The 23,027-nt window shown below is 50.7% G+C and carries 20 protein-coding genes and 1 tRNA gene; 10 read left to right on the top strand and 11 right to left on the bottom strand.

Annotated elements, in window-relative coordinates; genetic code table 11:
- The 3 genes from L9G74_RS12965 to L9G74_RS12975 all read left to right on the top strand — a co-directional run bounded on the left by L9G74_RS12965 (nt 1) and on the right by L9G74_RS12975 (nt 958).
- Nucleotides 1-77 (top strand) — tRNA-Asp (locus L9G74_RS12965).
- A 167-nt stretch (nt 78-244) separates the two neighbouring features.
- Nucleotides 245-499 carry a YkgJ family cysteine cluster protein gene (locus L9G74_RS12970; protein WP_238896839.1) on the top strand — a complete coding sequence of 85 codons (255 nt, stop codon included), beginning with the start codon at nt 245-247 and terminating at the stop codon, nt 497-499.
- Nucleotides 500-508: 9 nt separating this feature from the next.
- A complete protein-coding gene (locus tag L9G74_RS12975) occupies nt 509-958 on the top strand; it encodes an Rrf2 family transcriptional regulator (RefSeq protein ID WP_238896840.1) in 450 nt (149 codons plus the stop codon).
- Here L9G74_RS12975 and L9G74_RS12980 read toward each other — a convergent pair.
- From L9G74_RS12980 to gpmM, 3 genes are all read right to left on the bottom strand, one after another.
- Entirely contained in the window at nt 955-1,716 is a 762-nt protein-coding gene (locus tag L9G74_RS12980; RefSeq protein ID WP_238896841.1) for a divergent polysaccharide deacetylase family protein, read from the bottom strand. The two genes, L9G74_RS12975 and L9G74_RS12980, sit on opposite strands and share 4 nt — an antisense overlap.
- 129 nt (nt 1,717-1,845) lie before the next feature.
- Nucleotides 1,846-2,964: a murein hydrolase activator EnvC family protein gene (locus L9G74_RS12985; protein WP_238896959.1), complete on the bottom strand. Its 1,119-nt coding sequence runs from the start codon at nt 2,962-2,964 to the stop codon at nt 1,846-1,848.
- A gap of 28 nt (nt 2,965-2,992) precedes the next feature.
- Nucleotides 2,993-4,525, bottom strand: a complete 1,533-nt coding sequence (gene gpmM, locus L9G74_RS12990) for a 2,3-bisphosphoglycerate-independent phosphoglycerate mutase (protein ID WP_238896842.1) — start codon at nt 4,523-4,525, stop codon at nt 2,993-2,995.
- 223 nt (nt 4,526-4,748) lie between these two features.
- Between gpmM and L9G74_RS12995 the strand changes: the two genes are divergently transcribed.
- From L9G74_RS12995 to gpsA, 3 genes are all read left to right on the top strand, one after another.
- Nucleotides 4,749-5,177 carry a rhodanese-like domain-containing protein gene (locus L9G74_RS12995; RefSeq protein WP_238896843.1) on the top strand — a complete coding sequence of 143 codons (429 nt, stop codon included), beginning with the start codon at nt 4,749-4,751 and terminating at the stop codon, nt 5,175-5,177.
- 114 nt (nt 5,178-5,291) lie between these two features.
- Entirely contained in the window at nt 5,292-5,774 is a 483-nt protein-coding gene (gene secB / locus L9G74_RS13000) for a protein-export chaperone SecB (protein ID WP_238896844.1), read from the top strand.
- Nucleotides 5,775-5,780: 6 nt separating this feature from the next.
- Nucleotides 5,781-6,800 (top strand): NAD(P)H-dependent glycerol-3-phosphate dehydrogenase, encoded by a 1,020-nt coding sequence (gpsA, locus tag L9G74_RS13005; RefSeq protein WP_238896845.1) that lies wholly within the window; start codon nt 5,781-5,783, stop codon nt 6,798-6,800.
- Nucleotides 6,801-6,863: 63 nt separating this feature from the next.
- On the opposite strand, the gene L9G74_RS13010 is transcribed toward gpsA, so the two are convergent.
- The 4 genes from L9G74_RS13010 to L9G74_RS13025 all read right to left on the bottom strand — a co-directional run bounded on the left by L9G74_RS13010 (nt 6,864) and on the right by L9G74_RS13025 (nt 12,649).
- On the bottom strand, nt 6,864-10,004 hold the full coding sequence (locus tag L9G74_RS13010; protein ID WP_238896846.1) for an efflux RND transporter permease subunit: 3,141 nt from the start codon (nt 10,002-10,004) through the stop codon (nt 6,864-6,866).
- A complete protein-coding gene (locus L9G74_RS13015) occupies nt 9,985-11,685 on the bottom strand; it encodes an efflux RND transporter periplasmic adaptor subunit (protein ID WP_238896847.1) in 1,701 nt (566 codons plus the stop codon). The genes L9G74_RS13010 and L9G74_RS13015 overlap by 20 nt, the downstream gene beginning before the upstream one ends.
- A 40-nt stretch (nt 11,686-11,725) precedes the next feature.
- Nucleotides 11,726-12,112, bottom strand: a complete 387-nt coding sequence (locus L9G74_RS13020) for a heavy metal-binding domain-containing protein (protein WP_238896848.1) — start codon at nt 12,110-12,112, stop codon at nt 11,726-11,728.
- A gap of 114 nt (nt 12,113-12,226) precedes the next feature.
- On the bottom strand, nt 12,227-12,649 hold the full coding sequence (locus L9G74_RS13025) for a hypothetical protein (protein WP_238896849.1): 423 nt from the start codon (nt 12,647-12,649) through the stop codon (nt 12,227-12,229).
- 488 nt (nt 12,650-13,137) lie between these two features.
- On the opposite strand from L9G74_RS13025, the gene L9G74_RS13030 reads away from it, so the two are divergent.
- Entirely contained in the window at nt 13,138-13,701 is a 564-nt protein-coding gene (locus L9G74_RS13030; RefSeq protein WP_238896850.1) for a NapC/NirT family cytochrome c, read from the top strand.
- Between the two features lie 238 nt (nt 13,702-13,939).
- Here the strand turns inward: L9G74_RS13030 and L9G74_RS13035 are convergent, their stop codons facing one another.
- Entirely contained in the window at nt 13,940-16,090 is a 2,151-nt protein-coding gene (locus tag L9G74_RS13035) for a TonB-dependent receptor (RefSeq protein WP_238896851.1), read from the bottom strand.
- A 291-nt stretch (nt 16,091-16,381) separates the two neighbouring features.
- On the opposite strand from L9G74_RS13035, the gene L9G74_RS13040 reads away from it, so the two are divergent.
- On the top strand, nt 16,382-18,730 hold the full coding sequence (locus L9G74_RS13040) for a Tex family protein (protein ID WP_238896852.1): 2,349 nt from the start codon (nt 16,382-16,384) through the stop codon (nt 18,728-18,730).
- 100 nt (nt 18,731-18,830) lie between these two features.
- Here the strand turns inward: L9G74_RS13040 and L9G74_RS13045 are convergent, their stop codons facing one another.
- Together L9G74_RS13045 and bioH are read right to left on the bottom strand one after the other, a co-directional pair.
- Nucleotides 18,831-19,346 (bottom strand): hypothetical protein, encoded by a 516-nt coding sequence (locus L9G74_RS13045; RefSeq protein WP_238896853.1) that lies wholly within the window; start codon nt 19,344-19,346, stop codon nt 18,831-18,833.
- A gap of 44 nt (nt 19,347-19,390) precedes the next feature.
- A complete protein-coding gene (bioH, locus tag L9G74_RS13050) occupies nt 19,391-20,164 on the bottom strand; it encodes a pimeloyl-ACP methyl ester esterase BioH (RefSeq protein ID WP_238896854.1) in 774 nt (257 codons plus the stop codon).
- A 21-nt stretch (nt 20,165-20,185) separates the two neighbouring features.
- Here bioH and L9G74_RS13055 point away from each other — a divergent pair, with 21 nt between their 5' ends.
- Nucleotides 20,186-20,920: a ComF family protein gene (locus tag L9G74_RS13055; RefSeq protein WP_238896855.1), complete on the top strand. Its 735-nt coding sequence runs from the start codon at nt 20,186-20,188 to the stop codon at nt 20,918-20,920.
- 130 nt (nt 20,921-21,050) lie between these two features.
- A complete protein-coding gene (gene nfuA / locus L9G74_RS13060) occupies nt 21,051-21,629 on the top strand; it encodes a Fe-S biogenesis protein NfuA (protein WP_238896856.1) in 579 nt (192 codons plus the stop codon).
- A 53-nt stretch (nt 21,630-21,682) separates the two neighbouring features.
- Here the strand turns inward: nfuA and L9G74_RS13065 are convergent, their stop codons facing one another.
- Complete coding sequence (locus tag L9G74_RS13065) at nt 21,683-23,023, bottom strand: MATE family efflux transporter (RefSeq protein ID WP_238896857.1); 1,341 nt, start codon at nt 23,021-23,023, stop codon at nt 21,683-21,685.
- Between the last annotated feature and the right edge of the window lie 4 nt (nt 23,024-23,027).

The following is a 23,027-nucleotide window of genomic DNA, read 5'->3' on the forward strand; positions in this document are numbered from 1 at the left end:
GGAGCGGTAGTTCAGTTGGTTAGAATACCGGCCTGTCACGCCGGGGGTCGCGGGTTCGAGTCCCGTCCGCTCCGCCAACACATCAAGGCCTCGTCTTACGACGAGGCCTTTTTGTTTTTACGCTATTTATGCCGTTCTTCGGGTCACAACCACTTTCGCGCTAAGGTGTTATTATCGGTCTGTGATTTGAATATCAATCTATGCTGTTATATTCGTTATAATCTCCTATCTGAGGTAACTATTATTGAACTGCCGTGTTGGATGTGGCGCCTGTTGTGTTGCGCCGTCAATTACCAGTGCGATCCCTGGGATGCCCAACGGTAAGCCTGCTGGGGTGCGTTGTGTGCAGTTAGATGACAACAACCTCTGCCAACTATTTGGGCGACCTGATCGCCCTGACGTATGTCTGCAGTTTTCAGCAACCGAAGATGTGTGTGGACGTAGCAATGATGAAGCCTATCAACTCATTACGCTACTGGAGCAGCAAACATCGCTATAGGACAGGCAAATGCAACTGACACGGTACACAGATTTTGGTATTCGGACGCTGATGTATTTGGCGCTCGATCCTGCCCGTGAACGACTATTCCGTATCGCAGAGATCACGGAAGTATTCGATTTATCCCCCAACCATGTGTCTAAGATCGTGCATCACCTAGGTAAAACGGGGTATTTGAAGACGATCCGTGGTAAAGCTGGCGGGTTTCGTTTAGCGAAGGAGCCTGCAGCAATCAATATGGGGCGATTAGTCCGCGATCTAGAACACTCGTTAGAACCAGTTGATTGCAATAAGCCTTATTGCCGACTGGTGCCTGCTTGTCGTCTTAAAGAGGTGCTTGCTGATGCGGTATACGCCTATCTGCATGTGTTAGACAAATACACCTTAGCGGATGTCGTGGCTAACGGTAGTGACCTGCATGCATTGTTGCCAAGTCATGAGAGCGTTTGCTTGAGTTAGAGTTGCTCTTTGTCACTAAGGCTATTGGAACGCTCTTTGGCAAACTGTAGTGTGAGCAGTTCCGAGGCTTTCACTAATTCAACCCCTTGTCTTTGTAGTTCGGGTTTGAGACTGTGTTTGAGAAATTCGATGGTTTCAGGATAGGGATGGGCAATCAATACGGCTTGTCCCTGCTGTTTGGCGAGCGCCAACGCTGTGGCTAGCTGTTTACTCAATGCCCGTTGATCCACTCTGTTATCTAAAAATACTTGGCGTTTTAGCAACGGGACGTTGAAGCTGTTGGCTTCGCTACTGGCCTTAGAGAAACGCGTGGTGACGCTATCGACAAAGTAGAAGTTCTCACCCCTTAACACTTCCATTAACCATTGCATCGGCTGGTCGAGTTGTGTCAGCAAACTGCCCATATGGTTATTGCTGCCTTTGGCATAAGGCACGCTTTTAATGGCATCGGCTACGGCTTGCTTAAAGTGCGCTTCATCCATTTGATTATTGAGTCCACCTGGCCCCAAAGCTTTGCCATTCAGGGCTTGCATGGGTAAATGCACCATAATTTCATGGCCTTTAGCGTGCGCTTGTTCGGCCAGTTTACGGCCCAGTGGTGTATGGGGAAGTACAGACAAAGTAATGCCAGCAGGGAGGGACAGAGTATCCTCGTCGGTATGACGATAGCCGATATCATCGATGATAATAGCCAGTTGGCCAGCACTGCAATGCAAGCTGACGAGGGCTAATACAAACCCTAGTAAAAGTCGGCGCACTATTTTATAGATTAGGTCTTATTTAATATTGTTTTGGTAACCGCTATCGTTACGGCTTTATGTTGGCGGCGATCCTTCGCATTCATTTATACCAGTAAGCGCCCTAGTGCTGTCAAGCTGAGCCTGCTATTAACGACAGTATTTGGCGGGATTTTCAGCTTCACCTTTGTGGCGAATTTCAAAGTACAGCCCGGCTTGGTTCTGTCCGCCAGAGCGACCGACGAGGGCGATATCTTCCCCTGTTTTAACTGTGTCGCCCACTTCTTTAAGCAAGGCTTGTGAGTAGCCATATAAGCTCATAAAACCCTGACCGTGGTCGATAACCATCAGTAAACCAAAGCCCTTAAGCCAGTCGGCATAGATGACTTTACCCGAGGCGGGTGCCTTGACGGCTTGGCCTTCGGCGGCATCAATCACCACGCCTTTCCAGCGCACATTGCCAGAACGAGCGCTGCCAAAGCTGTTACGAATACTGCCCTTGGTGGGCCAATTGAGTTTGCCGCTGCTCTTGGCGAGGCCATCCATGGTCGGGTTCTCGGCAGCAGCTTTGAGCGCTTGTTCAATGACACGTTTGAGCGATGCTTCTTCAATCTGCAACTGTTCCAAACCGGAGGCTTTTTTATCAATAACTTGTTGTAGCTGCGCTAAGGTGTTTTGCCGTTGATTCTGTTCGGCTGAAAGCTGTTTGGATTGGGCCCGTTGGTCGATTGCCAGCGCATTCAAGCGCTCGTTTTCCTGTTTGGCTTGTTGCTGTACTTTGACCAGCTCGTCGTGGGTTTGCTTGAGCGTGTCGATGGCGCTAATACGCGCCTTGTTCAGATATTGATAATACGTCAGTAGCCGTTCGACGGTAGCGGGATCTTGCTGATTCAACAGCATTTTACTGTAATCGTGATTCCCCGCGAGGTAGGCGCTTTTGAGCTGTTTAGCCAACACTTGTTGTTGCGCCGCTTGTTGTTTGGTGAGGTCGGCTTCTTGGCTGTTGAGTTTCTTCATGGTGGCTTGCGAATCACTCAACTGGTTTTCAGTTTGGTTGAGTTTCTTCGCCGCGTCACCAATGGCGCGTTCATCACGTTTAAGTAGCTGCAGTAACTTATCGCGTTGTTGGCTGCTGCTGTGCAGATCTTGCTGTTCAGAGGCGATTTGTTGCCGAATAGCCTGTAACTCCGACTGACGTTTGTTCAGATCAGAGGCCTGAGCCAGCGGACTGGATAAAATAAGAAAGCCAGCAATGATGCTGGCTTTCATGTTAGCGTTAATAATCACGGATGCGTGGTTACTCTTTAACGTGAATGATAGCCTTGCCGGTCATTTCTGCCGGTACTTCCTGTCCTAACAAGGTCAGCATTGACGGGGCGATATCACTCAAGCGACCACCGTTATCGATATCGGCATTGCGGCCAACATAGATGAATGGCACCAGTTCGCTGGTGTGAGCGGTATGTGGCTGGCCTGTGGTTTCATCCACCATTTTTTCGGCGTTGCCATGGTCAGCGGTAATGATGCATTCGCCACCGACTTTATCCAATGCTGCAACCACACGGCCTAAGCAATGGTCAACCGCTTCGCAGGCTTTCACTGCGGCTTCAAAGCTGCCAGTGTGGCCTACCATATCCCCGTTAGGATAGTTACAGATGATGACATCATATTGAGATGATTCAATGGCTTCAACTAACTTATCAGTCAGTTCTGTTGAACTCATCTCAGGTTGCAAGTCATAAGTGGCCACTTTAGGCGAGTTGATCAGGATACGGTCCTCGCCTTCAAATGGGGTTTCAACACCGCCGTTGAAGAAGAAGGTCACGTGGGCGTATTTCTCAGTTTCAGAAATACGCAGCTGACGCATGCCCAATTTCTGCAGTGTTTCACCGAAGGTGTTCACTAACTCCTCTTTCGGGAAAGCGACTGGCGCTGCAATATCGGCGGCGTATTCGGTCAAGGTAACAAAGTTTACTTTTGCTGTTTTGTTACGAACAAAACCGTCAAAGTCAGCATTGATGAAAGCGCGAGTAATTTGGCGCGCACGGTCCGCACGGAAGTTCATGAAAATCAGTGAGTCACCATCGTGCAACTCTACTTGGTCACCAATGGTGGTCGCGGCGACAAACTCATCGTTTTCATCACGTGCATAAGCGGCTTCCAAGGCGGCTACAGCCGACGCAGCTTGGTATTTGCCTTTTCCTTCAGCGATCACTTCGTATGCTTGACTGACACGATCCCAACGGTTATCGCGGTCCATCGCATAGTAACGGCCTACCACGGAGGCAATTTTGCCAACGCCAAGGTCAGCAAACAGTTGGTCGAACTGCTCCAAGCTGCTTTTTGCACTGCGTGGCGGTGTGTCACGGCCATCCAGGAATGCATGCAGATAGATAGCTTTCGCGCCACGTTTAGCGGCCATTTGGCACATGGCGGCAATGTGGCTTTCATGGCTGTGTACGCCGCCGGCCGATAACAAGCCCATAATGTGCACGGCGCGATCATTCGCCACGGCGGTATCTACCGCGTTGACTAAGGCGGGATTATCAAAAAATTCGCCGTCATCAATCGCCTTGCCGATACGAGTCAGTTCTTGGTAAACGATGCGACCGGAACCGATATTGATATGGCCCACTTCAGAGTTACCCATCTGCCCGTCAGGCAAACCGACATCGAGCCCAGAGCCCGAAATTAAGTTATGAGCATATTTTTGCGTCAGACTATCGAGCACCGGAGTTTTCGCATGGAACACAGCGTTACTGCTGGTTTCTGTACGTGAACCCCATCCGTCGAGAATCAATAGTGCCAGAGGACCTTTAATTGTCTTCATAGTTGATACCTAGAGGTAATTGAAAAATTCTTAACTGATTGAATATTACTACAGCTTCACTGGCCGAAAAAAGCGGCAGCAAACCGATTGTGCTGATGGAATTCATCGTAATTTGCGGTTTGATCCCCTTTCAAAAGCCGCGCTTTAACTGCTGCAATCTGCTTGGGGGATGGGTATACTCAGCGCTTATCATTCTGGGGCAAGCTCAATACAGGCTGTAATAATGCAGGAATATATCGATTTTTTTCACGCTCACACCATGCTTTGCGTCGCGTGGGCTGCGTTACTCGTAGCGTTGATTGTTACGCTGTTTAAAATGGCGTTTTCAAAAGTAAAAACCATTAACACTCAAGAAGCTACCATGCTGATTAACAAACAAGAAGCAGTAGTGATCGACGTGCGTGGTAAAGATGAATTCCGTAAAGGTCATATTGTAAATGCGGTCAATATGCCGATGGCGGACATCAAAAATAGCCGCGCAAACCTTGAAAAGCACAAATCTAAACCCATCATACTGGTATGCAATGCAGGGATGACTTCATCGCAAGCGGCGCAGATTTTAGTAAAAGATGGCTTTGAACAGGTATACAGCCTTAAAGGCGGTATGGGGGAATGGCAGGCGGCCAATATGCCTGTTAGTCGCAGAAAGTAATTGCGACCATATGACTGTTCAGTTTAATTAGGGATGATGACCGGGACTCCGCGTAACAGATACCCTCAACAAAAATAGCCCTGCTGGGCATCAAACAAGAATAGGTAAAGCATTATGGCTGAAGCTACAAACAACGAACCTCAAGGCCCACAATTCAACATTCAACGCGTTTATGTCAAAGACGTGTCGTTTGAAACGCCAAACAGCCCTGCCATTTTTCAAAAGGAATGGACGCCAGAAGTTAAATTAGATCTCGACACTCGTAGCTCAAAACTGGGCGACGACGTTTACGAAGTGATCCTGTCGCTGACAGCTACTGCAACGCTGGGCGAAGAAACTGCGTTCCTGTGTGAAGTACAACAAGCAGGTATCTTCACTATCTCTGGTTTGACTGAGCCACAAATGGCCCACTCAATCGGTGCATATTGCCCGAACGTGCTGTTCCCATATGCACGTGAAACCATTGCTAGCTTGGTATCTCGTGGCACATTCCCACAACTGAACTTGGCACCAGTGAACTTTGATGCACTGTTTGCGCAATATGTTCAGTCTCGCCAAGCGGAAGCCGCGGCTGCCACTGAAAACGCAGAAGCTTAATTCGCAATGACCACAGAAGCCGAAATTACCGTACTAGGAGCTGGCTCCTACGGCACTGCGCTGGCCATTTCGTTGGCTAGCAATGGCCATCGCACTGTGCTTTGGGGACATCAGGCAGCACATGTTGCCAAGTTAGCCGCAGCGCGTTGCAATGAAGAGTTTTTACCGGGAATCGCATTCCCTGACGAACTCATTCTGGAAGCCGACTTAACTAAAGCGGTAGCGGCTTCTCGCAACTTGTTGATTGTGGTGCCTAGCCATGTGTTTGCTGATGTGCTGGCACAAGCTAAACCTTTGTTGCGTCCGGATGCTCGCATCGTGTGGGCCACCAAAGGGTTGGAACCACACACGGGGCGTTTGCTAAAAGACGTGGCGTGTGAGGTGATTGGCGATCAATACCCACTGGCAGTGTTGTCCGGTCCAACGTTTGCGAAAGAGTTAGCGGCAGGCTTGCCCACGGCAATTTCGGTAGCGGGCACTGACGAGGCTTTTACTGCCGATATCGCTGAGTTGTTGCATAGCCCGAAACGGTTGCGCGTATACGCCAACGATGATTTCATCGGTTTGCAACTGGGCGGTGCGGTGAAAAACGTTATCGCCATTGGCGCTGGCATGTCTGACGGCATCGGTTTTGGTGCTAATGCGCGTACGGCGCTGATCACTCGTGGCTTGGTCGAGTTGACCCGCTTAGGTGTGGCGCTGGGTGCTAAAGACGCTACCTTTATGGGCATGGCCGGTTTAGGTGACTTAGTGCTGACCTGTACCGATAACCAATCTCGCAATCGCCGTTTTGGTATGGCGTTGGGGCAAGGGCTTGATGTGGAAACGGCACAAACCCAGATTGGTCAAGTGGTTGAAGGTTACCGTAACACCAAAGAGGTGTTTACTTTGGCGAGTCGCTTAGGCGTGGAAATGCCGATTACTGAGCAGATCTACCAAGTGTTGTACCAAGGCAAATCTCCGTTAGATGCAGCAAAAGAGCTGCTGGCGCGTGAGAAAAAGTCAGAAACGGGCCGCAACGACTAAGCAGCCCCTATACGTCATAAAAAAGGATTCCCGCGGGAATCCTTTTTGCTTTATGCCTTATTTCTAATCCTCATGCGATTTTAGCTGACGACCATACAACAGTAGGTAGATCGCTGGCAGTACGAACAACGATAGGATAGGTGCGGTGATCATGCCGCCGACCATTGGTGCGGCAATCTTTTGCATCACCTCATTGCCTGAGCCTGCGCCCCACATGATCGGTAACAAACCGAAGAAGATGGTGGCTACGGTCATCGCTTTCGGACGAATACGCATTACTGCGCCTTCTATGAGCGCGGCTTTCAGGTCGCTCACCGCGTGGTACTGATCATTGTCTTGTCGATGTTTGATGGCATTGTTGAGATATACCAGCATCACTACGCCGAACTCCGCCGCTACCCCGGCGAGCGCAATCATCCCCACGGCGACGGCAGCGGAGAAGTTATAACCCAAGCCATACAGCACCCACGTACTGCCCACCAAGGCAAATGGTAGTGACAGCATAATAATGGCCGCTTGCTTGGCGGAGCCAAAGGTCATCATCAGCAGGATAAAGATAACCGCGAGCGCCATGGGTACCACTTGCTCCAACTTGGCGGTGACGCGCTGCATGTACTCGTATTGACCGGCAAAGCTGTAGCTATAGCGCGGCGGCAACTTCACATTAGCAGCCAAAATCGGCTTCACGGTATTGATGTATTCCCCGATAGAGGTGCCTTTGATATCCACAAACACCCAAGAGATTAACCGGCCGTTTTCGCTTTTCAGCATCGGCGCACCATCAGTGATGTCAATATCGGCCAGATTGCGCAGCGGCAGATAGTGACCAGACTTGGTAATCACGGGCAGATCTCGCAGCTTCTCGATGTTGTCTCGCAGCTCGCGTGGATAGCGTAGGTTGATAGGGTAACGCTCAGCACCTTGTACGGATTCGCCCACATCCATCCCACCGATGGCATAGCGCACCACATCTTGAATATCGCTCAGCGTCATGCCGTAGCGTGACGCCACATCTAACTTGGGCGTGATATCAATATAGCGGCCGCCGCCAACGCGTTCGGCATAAGCGGAGCGAGTATGCGGTTGCTGCATCAGCAGTGCTTCAATCTGTGCACCGATGCTTTGTAGCTCGTTGATATCTGAGCCAGTGATTTTGATGCCGACTGGGGTTTTAATGCCGGTCGATAACATGTCGATGCGGGTCTTGATCGGTTGCACCCAGGCGTTGGTCAAACCGGGGATTTTCACCGTTTGCTGCAGTTGGTCGATGATGTCATCCAGCTTGACCCCTTCGCGCCATTCCTCTTTAGGTTTGAGCATGATGGTGGTTTCCAGCATGGTCAGCGGTGCTGGGTCGGTGGCCGTATCGGCGCGGCCGACTTTACCAAACACGCGTTTTACCTCGGGCACGGTTTTAATCAATCGGTCGGTTTGCTGCAATAGCTGTGATGCCTTACCAGCACTGATGCCGGGCAGAGTGGTAGGCATGTACAGCAAGTCGCCTTCCTCCAAGTCGGGCATAAATTCACTGCCCATGCGAGTGGCTGGGTACCAAGCACTGATCAGCGTCACTATGGCTAATACTATGGTTAACTTTGGAAAACGCAGCACTAATGATAGCAGCGGCTTATAGCCCGCAATCAGCACACGACTCAACGGGTTACTGGTTTCTGATGGGATTTTGCCGCGAATAAACATGCCCATCAAAATCGGTACTAAGGTCACCGAGAGAATCGCCGCAGCGCCCATGGCAAAGGTTTTGGTGTAAGCCAGCGGCGTAAACAAGCGGCCTTCTTGATCTTCCAGCGCAAACACTGGCACAAAGCTGAGGGTGATGATCAACAGCGAGAAGAACAGCGCCGGGCCAACCTCTTTGGAAGACTCCGCCACAATCGCCCAGTGCTCGGTGGTGTTTGGTCGGCGCTGATGTTCATGCTGAAAATGCTCCAGATGTTTGTGCATGTTCTCGATCATCACAATGGCGCCATCCACCACTGCGCCAATGGCAATGGCGATACCGCCTAGACTCATGATATTGGCGTTAACCCCCATGTGATTCATCACGATAAACGCCATCATGATCGACATCGGCAGAGTGATTACCGCCACCAAGGTGGAGCGGGCGTGCATCAGAAACAGCAGGCAGACAATGCTGACAACCACCATCTCTTCAATCACTTTATGGACTAAGTTCTCGACCGAGTTTTCAATCAGCGTTGAGCGATCATAGGTTGGCACGACCTCTACGCCATCAGGCAAACCGACTTGTAGCTCTTGCAGTTTGGCTTTAACCGCTTCGATGGTGGCTAAGGCGTTTTCACCGTAACGCATCACGATAATGCCGCCAACGGTTTCACCTTCGCCGTTTAGCTCGGCGATACCACGGCGCGCCGCTGGGCCTTTGCGTACATCGGCAATGTCTTTGAGCAACAACGGCGTACCGGCAGGGCTGGCAACGCCCAATGGGATTTGTTGAAAATCCTCCAGTGTTTGGCGATAGCCTTTGGCGCGCACCATATATTCGGCTTCCGCCATTTCAACCACTGAGCCGCCAGCTTCGTTGTTGGCTTTGTTGATGGCGTTTCGAATCGTGGCAATATCTAGCTTGTAGAGCGCCATTTTGTCGGGATCGAGAATGATCTGGTAGGTTTGCTCCATACCGCCAACGGTGGCCACTTCCGATACGCCCGCAACGCTTTGCAGTTCCAGCTTCAGATACCAGTCTTGCAAGCTTTTCAGCTGCGACAGGTCGAGCTTGCCACTGTGGTCGACTAAGGAATATTCGTATACCCAGCCCACACCAGAAGCGTCAGGCCCGAGTGACGGTTGTACACCATCAGGCAGACGGCTGCCCACTTGGCTTAAATATTCCAATACCCGTGAACGTGCCCAGTAGATGTCGGTGCCATCTTCAAAAATCACATACACGTAAGAATCACCAAACATGGAAAATCCACGCACAGTTTTGGCGCCCGGTACAGCCAGCATGGCGGTCGATAGCGGATAGGTGATCTGCTCCTCTACCAATTTAGGTGCTTGGCCCGGATAGGCGGTTTTGATGATGACCTGTACATCCGATAGATCGGGTAGTGCATCCAGCGGCGTTTGTTTCAGTGCGTGAATACCGACAGCCATCACTATCACTGCCAGCACTAACACCATGACGCGCTGACGAATGGATGCCTCAATGATGGTCTTCAGCATTGTTGGCCTCCTGCGGTTGTTGGGCGGAAAGTCTTAACAAACTGCCCTTAAGGCTGGCTTCTGAATCCAGCAGGAATTGACCAGAGATCACCACGTCATCCCCTTCAGCAATCCCTGAAAGAATTTGCACTTGGCCACGACTCATCAGCCCCGTCGTCACCTTTTTGGCAACAAAACCTTGGTCACTGGTTTTGACGATTACGCGGTTTTCTTTGCCGGTTTGGATCAACGCTTCCTGCGGCACCACTAACGCATTTTTATTGGCGCCGCCGTAGATGGACACTTTGGCGAGCGTATTGGGGCGCAATCTGACACTTGGGTTATCTAGCACCACGCGTACGCGTAAACTGCGTGTGACCGGATCGAGTTCGGGGTAGATATAATCAATCTTGCCTTCAAGGCCTTTAATGCCCATGGCGGGAATATTAACCTCGGCTGTTTGGCCAACGTCTAGCCAGCTTTGCTCATTCTCAAACACATCGGCAATCACCCACACCTTGTGTAAGTCCACCATCGACAACACCTCGGTGGCCGGTTGCAGATACATGCCGTCGCGAATGTTTAACTCGGTCACATAGCCATCAGTTTCCGCATAAAATGGCATTCTAAACAGCGTTTTGCCGGTTTTTTCCAACCGTTGGATCTGTTCGCGGTTGATGCCTAATAACTCCAAGCGTGTTTGTGCTTTACGCAGCAACTCACTATTACGGTTGTTGTTGCCGTGTTGCTTTAAGCTCTCGGCGGCCAGCAGGTAGTCATCCTGCGCGTTCACCAACTCCGGCGAATACAGCTCGTATAGCAACTGGCCCTTTTTGATTTGGTCGCCGGCCGAAGTAACCGTAAGTTTTTCCACCCAGCCGCTCACCCGCGAGTGGATATGGGTGATTTGGCTCTCGTCATAATCGACTTCGCCAACGGTATCAACAAAGCGCCACATGGTTTGGTGTGTCGCTTTGGCGACTCTCAACGCTAACGCTTGTTGCATGCCCCCAGAGACATTGACCTGCACCTGATTCTGTTGGCCGCCCATTTCGACCTTTTCCAAAGTCATACCACAAATCGGGCAGGTGCCGGGCGCATCCATCACAATCTGCGGATGCATCGGGCAAACATATTTGATGGTGCCGCCAGCGTTAGTATCCGCTTTGGGAACTAATTTGGGGCTCGATTGCGCGTTGTTAGTGGCTACCGCAGCGTTGTTTGCCTGAGCGCTGGTATCAGTTGCCTGCTGCTGGCCCGCATGTTGCTGCTGCACTTGGCTAGCACCATCGTCTTTCTCTACCAAGAACATGCCGCAGATTGGGCAGCGTCCCGGTTCATGGGTGATGACCTCGGGATGCATCGGGCAGGTATAGGTTTTACCTTCATCCTGCGCCTTATTGGCGGACGCTTTATCCGCGGTTGACCCCGCCGCGACGGCAGCGCTTTGTTGCGGCGCAGCACTGTCATCATCTTTGACTAAAAACATACCGCAAATTGGGCAGCGACCGGGTTTGTCGCTGCGTTCTTGCGGATGCATGGGGCAATAGTATTCGCCGTGTACGTGGGACTTAACGGCATCGGCTACCGCGCTAGTCTGGTTTGGTGTGGCAGCCAATAACGGCGCTGCGGGTGGCAGCGCTACAGTTAATGCCATGGCAAATAGACATGTAATTTTATGCGTGTGTTGTTTACGACTCATGACCTCATTCCTTCTACTTCATTGTCACCAAAGTGCCTGATTACTGTTGGTGCATATGTGTCATATCGCCATGTTGCATCTGCTTCATGTCGTGAGCGTGGCCTTGCATATCACTGTGATCCATCTCTTTAGCAGGTACTAAGTTCATACCGCATTTCGGGCAGGTATCACCTTTGTGCCCCGTGACTTCTGGGTGCATTGGGCAGTGGTAAACCGCGGCGTCGGCTTTGACTAAATTCATGCCGCATTTAGGGCAGGTGTCACCTTTTTTGCCGGTCACCTCCGGGTGCATTGGGCAGTGATATACCTCAGTTGCATCGGCGTGTTGGTGTTGATGCTCAGCAGCTTGTTGCTCCGCAGCAGTTGTATTGAAAGCAAAAGCCATAGCGAGCAGCGCGGCCAACGCCAGTGATAGATAAGATTTCATGAATGTTCTCCAACGGGAATTGCTTTCAGCGCGTGAAATAAGCGCAGCAATACCCAAAAAGCTAAAAATAGAATTGAGTTACAGCAAATTTTGGGCACACGTGTGCCGTGGAGATCAGGCTATTGGTGGTTTGAAAGCTGGATTGGCAGCGATAGAAGAGAAATGAGGTGCAGGAGTCGCGACGATCCCTTCTGGCAATGGTTGACCAGCAGGGCTTTGTGCAGACATGAGGTAACCCGCAACCGAAACGACCAAGCACTGACAATGCCCTTTACACATCCCTTTGCTATTGCAGCAATGATGAGAAGGCGCGTCGGGAAGCACACTATTGGCCTGCTCGCCATCACAGCAAGCGGACATGTCGACTTCGTCACAGTGGGTAGCGGCGCTCATTGATTGATGATGTTGCATCATCATTGGGTCCATAGGTTGTGCATCGGCAGTGGCAATCATCAATTGGCCGTTCGATAGCAGCCCTTGCCCGACAAATGCGAGCAATAGCAATACGATCTTGAGGCGACGATTCATGCTAAACATATCAATGAACAATTCCTAATGGGTGTCTGCGTACTTACTTGGATGGGTCTGTAGCAAACCGCTGCCAAGCAAGCTTTTTATACATTAAATGAAATGGCGAGCAGATAGCAATCACTTAAAAATGATCGTATTCACAAAACGTATTAAACATGCAAACAACAGAATATGCGCATATATGTGATAGCGATGTTGAATATTTGTACTACGATTGCACAGAAGAAAATCACTTAAAATCAGTTATTACTTGTTCACGATCAATGAATGAAACCTAAAATTGTAGTCCATTAGCGGCAGTTAATTGTAGAAAAAAACTAATCTCGGCCGTCTGTTAGCGAGAATTGGTCTATTTTATAGCAGAGTTAGAGATAGGTCTCATTTTCGATTTTTAAGGCCCGATTCATGAACAAAAGTTGGTTTATAATCGAAACCCTTAAAAAGGGGTCCCTATTTCAGATAGTGATAATTAAAAAAGATTTTGGAGAAGAGTGATGAATTGGCGTGCACTATTCAAACCTAGCGCGAAGTTTTCTATCCTGTCTCTGCTGGTCATCGGTATTGTGATCGGCGTGATTGGTTATTTCGCAACCCAACAAACCTTGCATGCGACCAGCCAAGACGCGTTTTGTATGAGCTGTCACAGCAACCATTCTTTACAGAAAGAGTTGATGGAATCTGCTCACGGTAACAACCCACAAGGTATCACCGTTAGCTGTCAAGATTGTCACTTGCCACACAACCCAATCAAATATCTGATGAAGAAAATCATCGTGTCTAAAGATCTGTACGGTTACCTGACTATCGATGGCTTCAACACCCAAGAATGGTTGGATGAAAACCGTAAAGAACAAGCTGATAAAGCATTGGCCGAATTCCGCGCTAATGATTCTGAAAACTGTCAGCATTGCCATACTCGCATTTTCGAAAATCAGCCAGAAGGCATGAAGAAAATTGCTAAACGTATGCATGAAATGAACTTCAAAAAGCCTGAAGATCAACGTAAGACTTGTGTGGATTGCCACAAAGGTGTTGCGCACTTCTATCCAAAAGGCTAATCACATCGTTTGATGTAAAAAAACCGGTGCATTTGCGCCGGTTTTTTATTGCCCGTCACTCCGCCAGTGTCAGGTCGAATCCATCCACACCGATGTACCGCGGGGCGATGAATAAGGCCGCGATACCGCAGCCTTATTTAGGTGCTGTTCGTGGAGAATAACTACACGACACATCACCCGCCTTGCCTAAATCACGCTCTGCCCGCGGTAAAAAAACGCAGAGATAAACCACCTTTACTTAAAAGGGCAGGCTGAACCCTACGCTGAACGTGCGGCCCATGCCTTTAAAATAGCGGTTGTCGTTGGGTACGGTTTGCGCGTAGTAACCAAAGTAATCTCTATTCAACAGGTTCTGTATTCCCAGCGTTAAGTTACCTTGATATAGCGGCATGTTGAATGACGCATCAACCGTCACATAGCCATCAAATTCAGCATATTGGTCACCGCTTGCCGTCTCAAAATCACGACTCATAAAATAGTTGGCTTGAATGCGGCTGCTGATGTCAGTGCTGTATCTGTGCTCCCAAAACAGATTGAGGCGATTGGGCGCAATATTGGCACCGTCAAGGTCGGTATCGATATGACCATCCTCGTTTGAATCGTACTCACCTTGTTGTAATGCGAGGGTCATCCCGAGATCATCACTGTCGGTGAGATAGCCGGTCACGCTGGCCTCAATGCCTTCGATAACGCTTTTTTCGCGTTTAACGTTGTAGAAACCGTCAGCATTCATTGCCAGACGCGCACCGAGTTTCGCTTCGGAGCGATACAGCGCTATTTTGGCGCTGAGCAGCGTATGTTGATAATCCAAACCGAGTTCGTAATTGTCAGTGACAACTGGTTCCAGTGTCAGCGATGTTTCGATACTGGCCCCCGTATCAGGAAAACTAGCACCATCGCGCAGGATTCGCCCAATGTCAGCCATACCAAAGCCTTGGTTGTAACTGGTATAGAGCCGCAAAGATGGGGTGAAGTTATAACTCAGGCCAATATTGAACAGTGATTGTTTAAAGTCGGGTTTACCACCGGCGATCTGCTTATCACCTGAAGCCCATAACGTTTGGTAATCATCCACAATCAGCTTGGCATATTCGTAGCGCAGACCGCCCGAAATAGTCAGTTGTGTTAATGGTGAGAAACTCAACTGCGCGTACGGGGCGATATTGTCGTAGCGGGTTTCTGGTACCCAAGAGCGACCTGTTTGCACTAAATCTTGTTCAGTGGTGTCTCGGAATAGGTCGATACCGTAGGCGAGATCAACACCTGAGTCAGCGATATTATTGGCGATTAACGACGCTTTAAGGCCCCACTTGTTGGACTTATTTCGCGACTGATCATAGAAATAGTTTTCACCGTTGCTGCCGGTGTCGCAGGTGGTTACGCCCGCGGTGCTGTCAAACGCTGGGTCGTAAAAACTGGCAAAACACCCGCCACCATAAACGCCTTGGAAATTCTGATTAAACAGTTGCAGTTCCAGTTGTTGACCAGCGAGATTGTGGTGTTTGTAACTTAAACTGCTGGTGGTGACTTCATTGTTCGCCGCTTGCCATGGCTGTCGCTGTTTTACGGCCGACGTGGCGATATTGTTGGCAAAACTGCCTTTTACCGGCATCCAGTCGCCGTTATTGTCCATATTAAAATGATTCACCATTAACTCTAAGCGCGACTCGCCGAAGTTGTAACCAAACTTGAGGAAGAAGTCTTTACTCTGGCTGTCCATCGATTCGCCCTGAGTGGTGTCAACGCCGATAACATCATCATTAGCATCATAGTAGACACCGTTACTGTGATAACTGGCCGAGCCCAACATATCCACAGCGCCAATGGCGCCTGAAAACGCGTAGCTTGCACCAAAACTCAGGCTATCAGCGGCAAAGCTGGTGGGGGCCGAAACATCAAAACTGACGCGATTTTCGTTGTTACCGCCAGGCTGTTTAGTGATGTAGTTGATGATCCCGCCCTGTGCGCCTAAGCCGTGCATCGCGTTGGCGCCATGAATAATCTCAATCCGCTCAATCATCATCGGGTCAATGGTTTGGCCCGCACGTCCGCCGTTACGGAGGGGGTTTGACTGCGGTACACCATCGATCATGATCAGGGGCTGACGACCACGCAGTGTTTCACCCGTATTGGTCATCTTCTGTCGGCTGGGCGAGAAACTTGGTGCCAAATTGCCAATAATCGTCGACAGATCGCGGGTCGCGGCTAACTGTTGTTGCAGTTGTGCTTGATCAATGACAGTTACCGTATTGGGGATAGCACTTAGCGGCTTTTCCATGCGGCTTGATGTAATCACTAACGTTTCCATCTCTGCATCTTTGGCGATAGAAACTTGGCTAGAAAGACCAGACAGTACCGATAAAGCAACGAGCGAAGGGGCGAATTTCATTATCATTCCTATGGTTGACCATGGTGGTATTAAGACAATAATTGTTACGCTACTGGGTGTTACAAGTTATATGAAAATGCAAATTGTTTTCATTTGTACGGTTGGCGGCGAGTATAAGAATGGCGCGAAAAACTGTCCAGTGCTGATGTACATTTTTGTAAAACAGTATAGGAAGGTGTGTAATGAACGCGGACCTTGCGGTGTAATTCTGGCGTAGCCGTAAAACTTTTAACTTGCCTGTGGTATTGTTGGCGCAATTTTCGTTAATTCAAAAATCAGACGATTCGCACTATGCACAATATTGCTGAGATTATTGCTCAAGAGCTGCAAGTTCGTGAGCAGCAGGTGGCTGCCACCATCACCCTATTAGATGAAGGCGCAACCGTGCCTTTTATCGCTCGTTATCGTAAAGAAGTTACCGGCGGTCTAGATGACACGCAACTGCGTAACTTGTTCAGCCGTTTAGGTTATCTGCGTGAGTTGAATGAACGCCGTCAGGTGATCATCACCTCGATTGATGCGCAAGGTAAACTCACGCCGGAGTTGCAACGCGCTTTGAATGAGGCCGATACCAAGACCCGTCTTGAAGATCTGTACCTGCCTTACAAACCTAAACGCCGCACCAAAGGCCAAATCGCCATTGAAGCGGGCATTGAACCGCTGGCAGACAAACTGTTTGCTGCTGCGGGCGATGCCTCAGTTGAGCCAGAACTGGAAGCGAACGCATTTATCAATGCCGAAGCGGGTTTTAACGATGCCAAGGCCGTGCTGGATGGCGCACGTTATATCCTGATGGAACGCTTTGCTGAAGATGCAGAACTGCTTGCCAAAGTGCGCCGTTACATTGCCGACAATGCCGTACTTGAAAGCAAAATGGTGGCGGGCAAAGAGCAAGAAGGTGCTAAGTTCCGCGATTACTTTGAACATAGCGAGCCATTGGCCACCGTGCCATCTCATCGCGCTTTAGCCATGTTGCGTGGCCGCAATGAGGGCGTGTTGTCTCTCACCATCAATGCTGATCCAAACAGTGAAGGCACCGGCAGTTACTGCGAGCAGATCATTGCCAATCACCAAGGGCTGAATTTTGGGGGTAATGCGGTAGATAGCTGGTTGAGCACCGTAGTGACCGCGACTTGGCGTATCAAGATTGCCTTGCAGATGGAAACCGAATTTATCAGCCAGATGCGTGAGCTGGCCGAAGGCGAAGCGATCAAAGTATTCGCTCGCAATTTAGGTGATCTGTTGATGGCCGCGCCAGCAGGTGCGAAAGCGACCATGGGGCTTGACCCAGGCTTGCGTACTGGCGTGAAAGTCGCATTAGTGAACGACACCGGTAAGCTGGTGGCGCACACCACTATTTTCCCTCATGCGCCGCAAAATCAATGGGATAAATCAGTCCGTACTTTGGCGAACTTAGTCAAAATGCACAGCATTGAACTGATCGCCATTGGTAACGGCACCGCCTCGCGTGAAACTGACCGCTTGGCGGCAGACGTGATTGCCGAAGTCAAAGCCGACATGCCAAACGTCACCAAAGTGGTGGTGAGTGAAGCCGGGGCATCGGTTTACTCAGCTTCAGAGTTGGCCGCAAACGAGTTTCCTGATCTGGATGTATCGCTGCGTGGTGCGGTGTCTATCGCCCGTCGTCTGCAAGATCCGCTAGCTGAACTGGTAAAAATTGAGCCGAAATCGATTGGCGTGGGCCAATATCAGCACGATGTGAGCCAAAGCCAACTGTCGGCTTCGCTGGAAGCCGTGGTGGAAGATTGCGTGAACAGCGTTGGCGTGGATGTGAACATGGCGTCAGCGCCGTTGCTGAGCCAAGTGGCTGGCCTCAATCGCACCTTGGCGCAGAACATTGTTGATTTTCGTGACGAAAATGGCCGCTTCAACAGTCGTAAAGAGTTGCTGAAAGTGCCGCGCCTTGGACCGAAAGCGTTTGAACAATCAGCGGGCTTCTTGCGCATTCGCGATGGTAACAACGCGCTGGATGCCTCAGCGGTGCACCCGGAAGCCTACGCGCTGGTGGAACACATCGCTGCCGCCAAAGGCAGCCCAGTTGATGCCTTGATTGGTAACTCCACCGTGCTTAATGCCATTAACCCAAGCGAATTTACCACCGCAGAATTTGGCGTGCCGACCATTACCGACATCCTCAAAGAGCTGGATAAACCGGGCCGCGACCCACGTGGTGAATTTAAAACCGCCACCTTCAAAGAAGGCGTGGAAGAGATTAAAGATCTGCGCCCTGAGATGATTCTCGAAGGCGTGGTCACCAACGTGACTAACTTTGGTGCCTTCGTCGATATCGGCGTACATCAAGACGGCTTAGTGCATATCTCTTCACTGACCGATAAATTCGTCAGCGATCCCCACACTGTGGTGAAAGCCGGTGATGTGGTGAAAGTGAAGGTGATGGAGGTGGATGTTGAGCGCCGTCGTATCGGTCTTTCCATGCGCTTAGATGAAAAGCCAGCCGAGAAAGCGCCAAGTCGTAACGAGCGTCCAGCGGCCAAAACATCCGGCAAACCAGCGCATAAGCCTAACAATGGTAAGCCAGCAAAACGCCCTGACAACAAACAAGTGAATGCCGCTATGGGCAATGCCTTTGCCGAAGCGTTTGCGAAGTTGAAAAAATAAGTGTGATGAACTGAAGAAGCCGACCAAGTGTCGGCTTTTTTAATGGCATTAAATGTCTGACGAGCAACGAGCAAGCGGAATGTAAAATCAAGTCGGCCGGCTAGGCTGAGGCGTTAACTTCCGCATCGGCCAATGGCTGAGTTTGCGCTTGATAAAAATCGCCAATCCGCTGTGCAAACTCGCGATAAAAATGCTCGGGCTGCTGCGCTGCCTGCAAGGTTTTATCATGGTTGCTAGATTGTGGCTGATGAATAGAACTTGGCTCTTGGCTGACGCGATTGCGAATATCGCGTCGATCCAGCGCTGGCTTTGTTAATGCAAAACGCTGTAGCTGCGGGGCTTTTTGTTGCTGCTGACGCTGATCTTGCGCCCCTTGCTCTTGTTGCTGTTGGTTGGACTGCTGCCGCTCATGCACCGTATCGGCTAGGCGCGCTTGCTGCTGCGCCAATACGTTAGCGCGCTCGTTCTGTGAGTTAAGCGCGCGCTCTTCATGGTTCTGAGTAGGTTGTTGCGGTGGGATCACCGGCGGGCGTTGTAGGTTTTCTGCACGCGCCACATCGGTCGCGGGATTGCTCGTCGCGATCGGTACTTGTGGATAGTTAGAGATAACTTGCATGCAGAAATCCTCAGCTGTTGACTAAATTCTAGCCAATAACTAAGTTAAATCAATCCCCGTGCCGCGCTCCAGCGCTGTATTTCTGCAACAACGTCCTGTGGATGAGAAATAAACGGCGCATGAGACGCTTTGGCGAACACGCAGTCGGTGACATTGTCAGCGGTGGGCAGTTGCGCGATGACTCGCTGTGGCACTAAGCCATCGAGTTTGCCCCACAGTCGCAGCCACGGCTGTTGCAGTGCTGGTAAATGATCTCTAAGGTCGACATCACGCAGCATTGCCAGTCCGGCTGATAACGCGGTGGCGTCGGGTAACGGTTTTGCCAGCACTAATTCGCGCACTTGGCGAATATCATCACGGGCGCTGTCGCTGCCCATGGCTTGCAATGCCAGAAAACGCTCGATAGTTTTAGCTAAATCTTGCTGCAGTTGCTGCTCAAACTGTTGCAGCACTTTAGGCGGGATACCCGGCCACTCGGCATTTGCCAGAAAGCAGGGCGATGAGGCGACGGTGATTAATGCCGCCACGTTGCTGGGAAAGCGCTGCGCCAAGCTGGTGGCCAGCAATCCGCCCAGCGACCAACCGAGCACTATCGCTTGCTGTGGCAGCTGTTGCGCCAGTTGCTCAACCCAAGCATCAAAGCCGCCTGCCACCGGGGCGCTATCGCCAAAACCGGGCAGATCGACTTGGAAGCATTGAAACTGTGGCAGTTGCGCCACCAATGGGGTGAAAATACTGCTGTTCATACCCCAGCCATGCAACAACACCAAAGGTTGCCCGTGACCGGATGCTTGCATAAATAACGATGGTGAGTTCATTACAACGCTCAAGGATGAGTTATGGTTAGCCCGTTTTGGCAGCGATGCCGCGCTTTATTAGCGGCTAGTTTACCTAACCGCTGCTTATTGTGTCATCAGACCATTCCCGCGCCGCAACGCGGTATCTGTGCCAGTTGTCTCGGCAGTAGCATTTATCAAACTGATGTCTGCCTCGGCTGTGGTAAGCCGCTCACATTGGCGGCGGATTACTGCGGCAGTTGTTTGGCTCATCAGCCGATTAAGGTGATTGCGCCCAGCAGTTATCACAGCATGTTAGGGCCGCTGATCCCCGCCATTAAATATCAAGCGCAGTTCGCCGCACTACCGGCTCTCACCTCGGCGCTGGTGGTGCGTATTCAATATCTGCTAGGGGCAGGACTGTTGGAACTGCCGCAAGTGATCTTGCCAGTGCCACTGCATCCACAGCGTTTAGCGCATCGTGGTTATAATCAGGCGTGGTTGATTGCACAACGGTTAGCGCAGCAGTTGCAACTGCCGCTGGATGATCAGTTGCTGCTGCGTGTTAGCAATACGCCCGCGCAGGCGCAATTGAGTGGTAAACAGCGACGGCAGAACTTAGCGGGCGCCTTTGCACTAGCACGGCCATCGCCTTATCAACGCATAGCTTTGGTGGATGATGTGGTGACCACTGGCAGCACGGTGAACGAAATTGCCCGGCTGTTGCGCGCCTCGGCACCGAGTATTCAGGTGTGGTGTTTGGCGCGTGCGGAAGCTCCTAAATTAGCAACTCTTTGAGCTAGATTGCTTTTTAACTAACATATATACATTCGTTAGTAGATGGGGCTACAAAGCGGCGTTTATCAGGAGTATCATAGGAACAATTCTTACTAATTCACTCAGGTTTATCCTGATGGAGCAGGTTTTCATGATCAGTATTTCTGAAGCAGCTCAGGCTCACTTTGTTAAGCTGCTGGCTGACCAGCCAGAAGGCACTAATATCCGCGTATTTGTTATCAGCCCTGGAACGCCCCAAGCTGAATGCGGCGTTTCATACTGCCCACCTGACGCGGTAGAGGCTGATGACATCGAAATCGAATTCAATGGCTTTAACGCCATGGTGGACGAAAAGAGTGCACCATTTTTGGAAGAAGCCAGTATCGATTTGACCACTGACCAACTGGGTTCACAACTGACGCTGAAAGCACCAAACGCAAAAATGCGTAAAGTGGCTGACGATGCGCCACTGCGTGAACGAGTTGAGTACATGATCCAATCTGAAATCAACCCACAACTGGCGAGCCATGGCGGCCACATCATGTTGGTTGAACTGACGGCAGCGGGCGTTGCCGTACTGCAATTCGGTGGTGGTTGTAACGGTTGTTCCATGGTGGACGTGACGCTGAAAGATGGCATCGAAAAACAGATGCTGGAACGTTTCGCTGGTGAACTGACTGGCGTAGAAGACGTGACCGATCACCAACACGGTGAGCACTCATTCCAATAATCCGTTATTGGTAATAAACAAAGGCGCTGCGGCGCCTTTGTTGTTCTATCGTTTTACTCCTGCAAGAACTGCTGTCGCCGCAAGTAATAATAACCACCGAGTGTCGCGCTGCGCGCCAGCATAAAGCCCGATAGTGCCAGCCATAGCCCATGGTTTTGCCACGGCTGACTAACGTACCACAGCGGCACAAATACCACTAAGCTGGCAATCATCATGCTGTTGCGCATAGTGCGACCTTTGGCGGCGCCAATAAATACCCCATCAAAAAGATAACAGCCGAATGACAGCAGCGGCAGGGCGATCATCCACGGCAGCAGTGCGCTGGCGCTGGCAATCACTTTATCGATTGAGGTCAGTAAGCCAATCAGTTGCTCGCCCGCCAACCAAAACAGCAGCGAAAACAGCAGCGCCACGGCGGCAGACCAATAAAAGGCGAGGGTAACCGTGGCGTGTAGCTCATGATAGTTGTGCTCGCCCGCAGCACGGCCGACTTCGGCCTCGGCATAATAAGCGATGCCATCTAATGCGTAGGAAATTAGCAGCAGTAAGTTCAGCATTACCGCATTGGCGGCTACTGTGGTATCGCCCAAGCTGGCACCGGCAAAGGTAATAAAGGCAAAGGTCAGTTGTAAAAACAGGCTGCGGATAAAGATATCGCGGTTGAGCCGTAACAAGCGGCTGAAGTGGCTTAGGCGTAGTTTGGCCCATAGACCAGCCCAATCCACATGCCCCATGGCGGCCGCCGAGCGTTTCACCATCAACACGGCGATAGCGGTGCTGGCGATATCGGCCATCACGGATGCAGCGGCGGCACCTTTGACATTCCAGTCAAAGCCAGCCACAAACAATAGGTCGAGTGCGATGTTGAGGCTGTTGGCAATGATCAATTGCCACATGGCGGCCTTCGGTTGCTGTCGTCCCATCAACCAACCGAGTAGCACCATATTGAGCAGCGCAAACGGCGCGCCCCAAATGCGGATGGCGAAGTAATCGTGACCGTAGTTCATCACCTCGCTACTGGCATGGTTAAACTGCATCGCCAACTGCCAAATCGGCCATTGCAGCAACAAAAATAGCGCGCCGATGAGCACCGCTAAGCTGCTTGATTGCAGCAAAATCGCTAGCTGTTGCTCGCTATCACGGCGGCCCACACCTTGGGCGACCAGCGCGGTGGTCGACATGCGCAGGAATCCCATCAGCCATAACATCAATGTTATAATCGTGCTGCCGACGGCAACGCCGCCGAGATATGCCGCATGGCTTAGATGACCAATCACAGCAGTATCCACCAAGCCGAGTAATGGCACTGTAATGTTGGACAGGATCATTGGCAACGCCAGTGCCAGCAACTTTTGGTGGCGCGAGCGCTCAGTTAGCGTCGGACAAATATTCATTCGT

Origin of the sequence: Shewanella electrica (genome assembly GCF_022321485.1) — a bacterium.
GTDB classification, from domain to species: domain Bacteria; phylum Pseudomonadota; class Gammaproteobacteria; order Enterobacterales; family Shewanellaceae; genus Shewanella; species Shewanella electrica.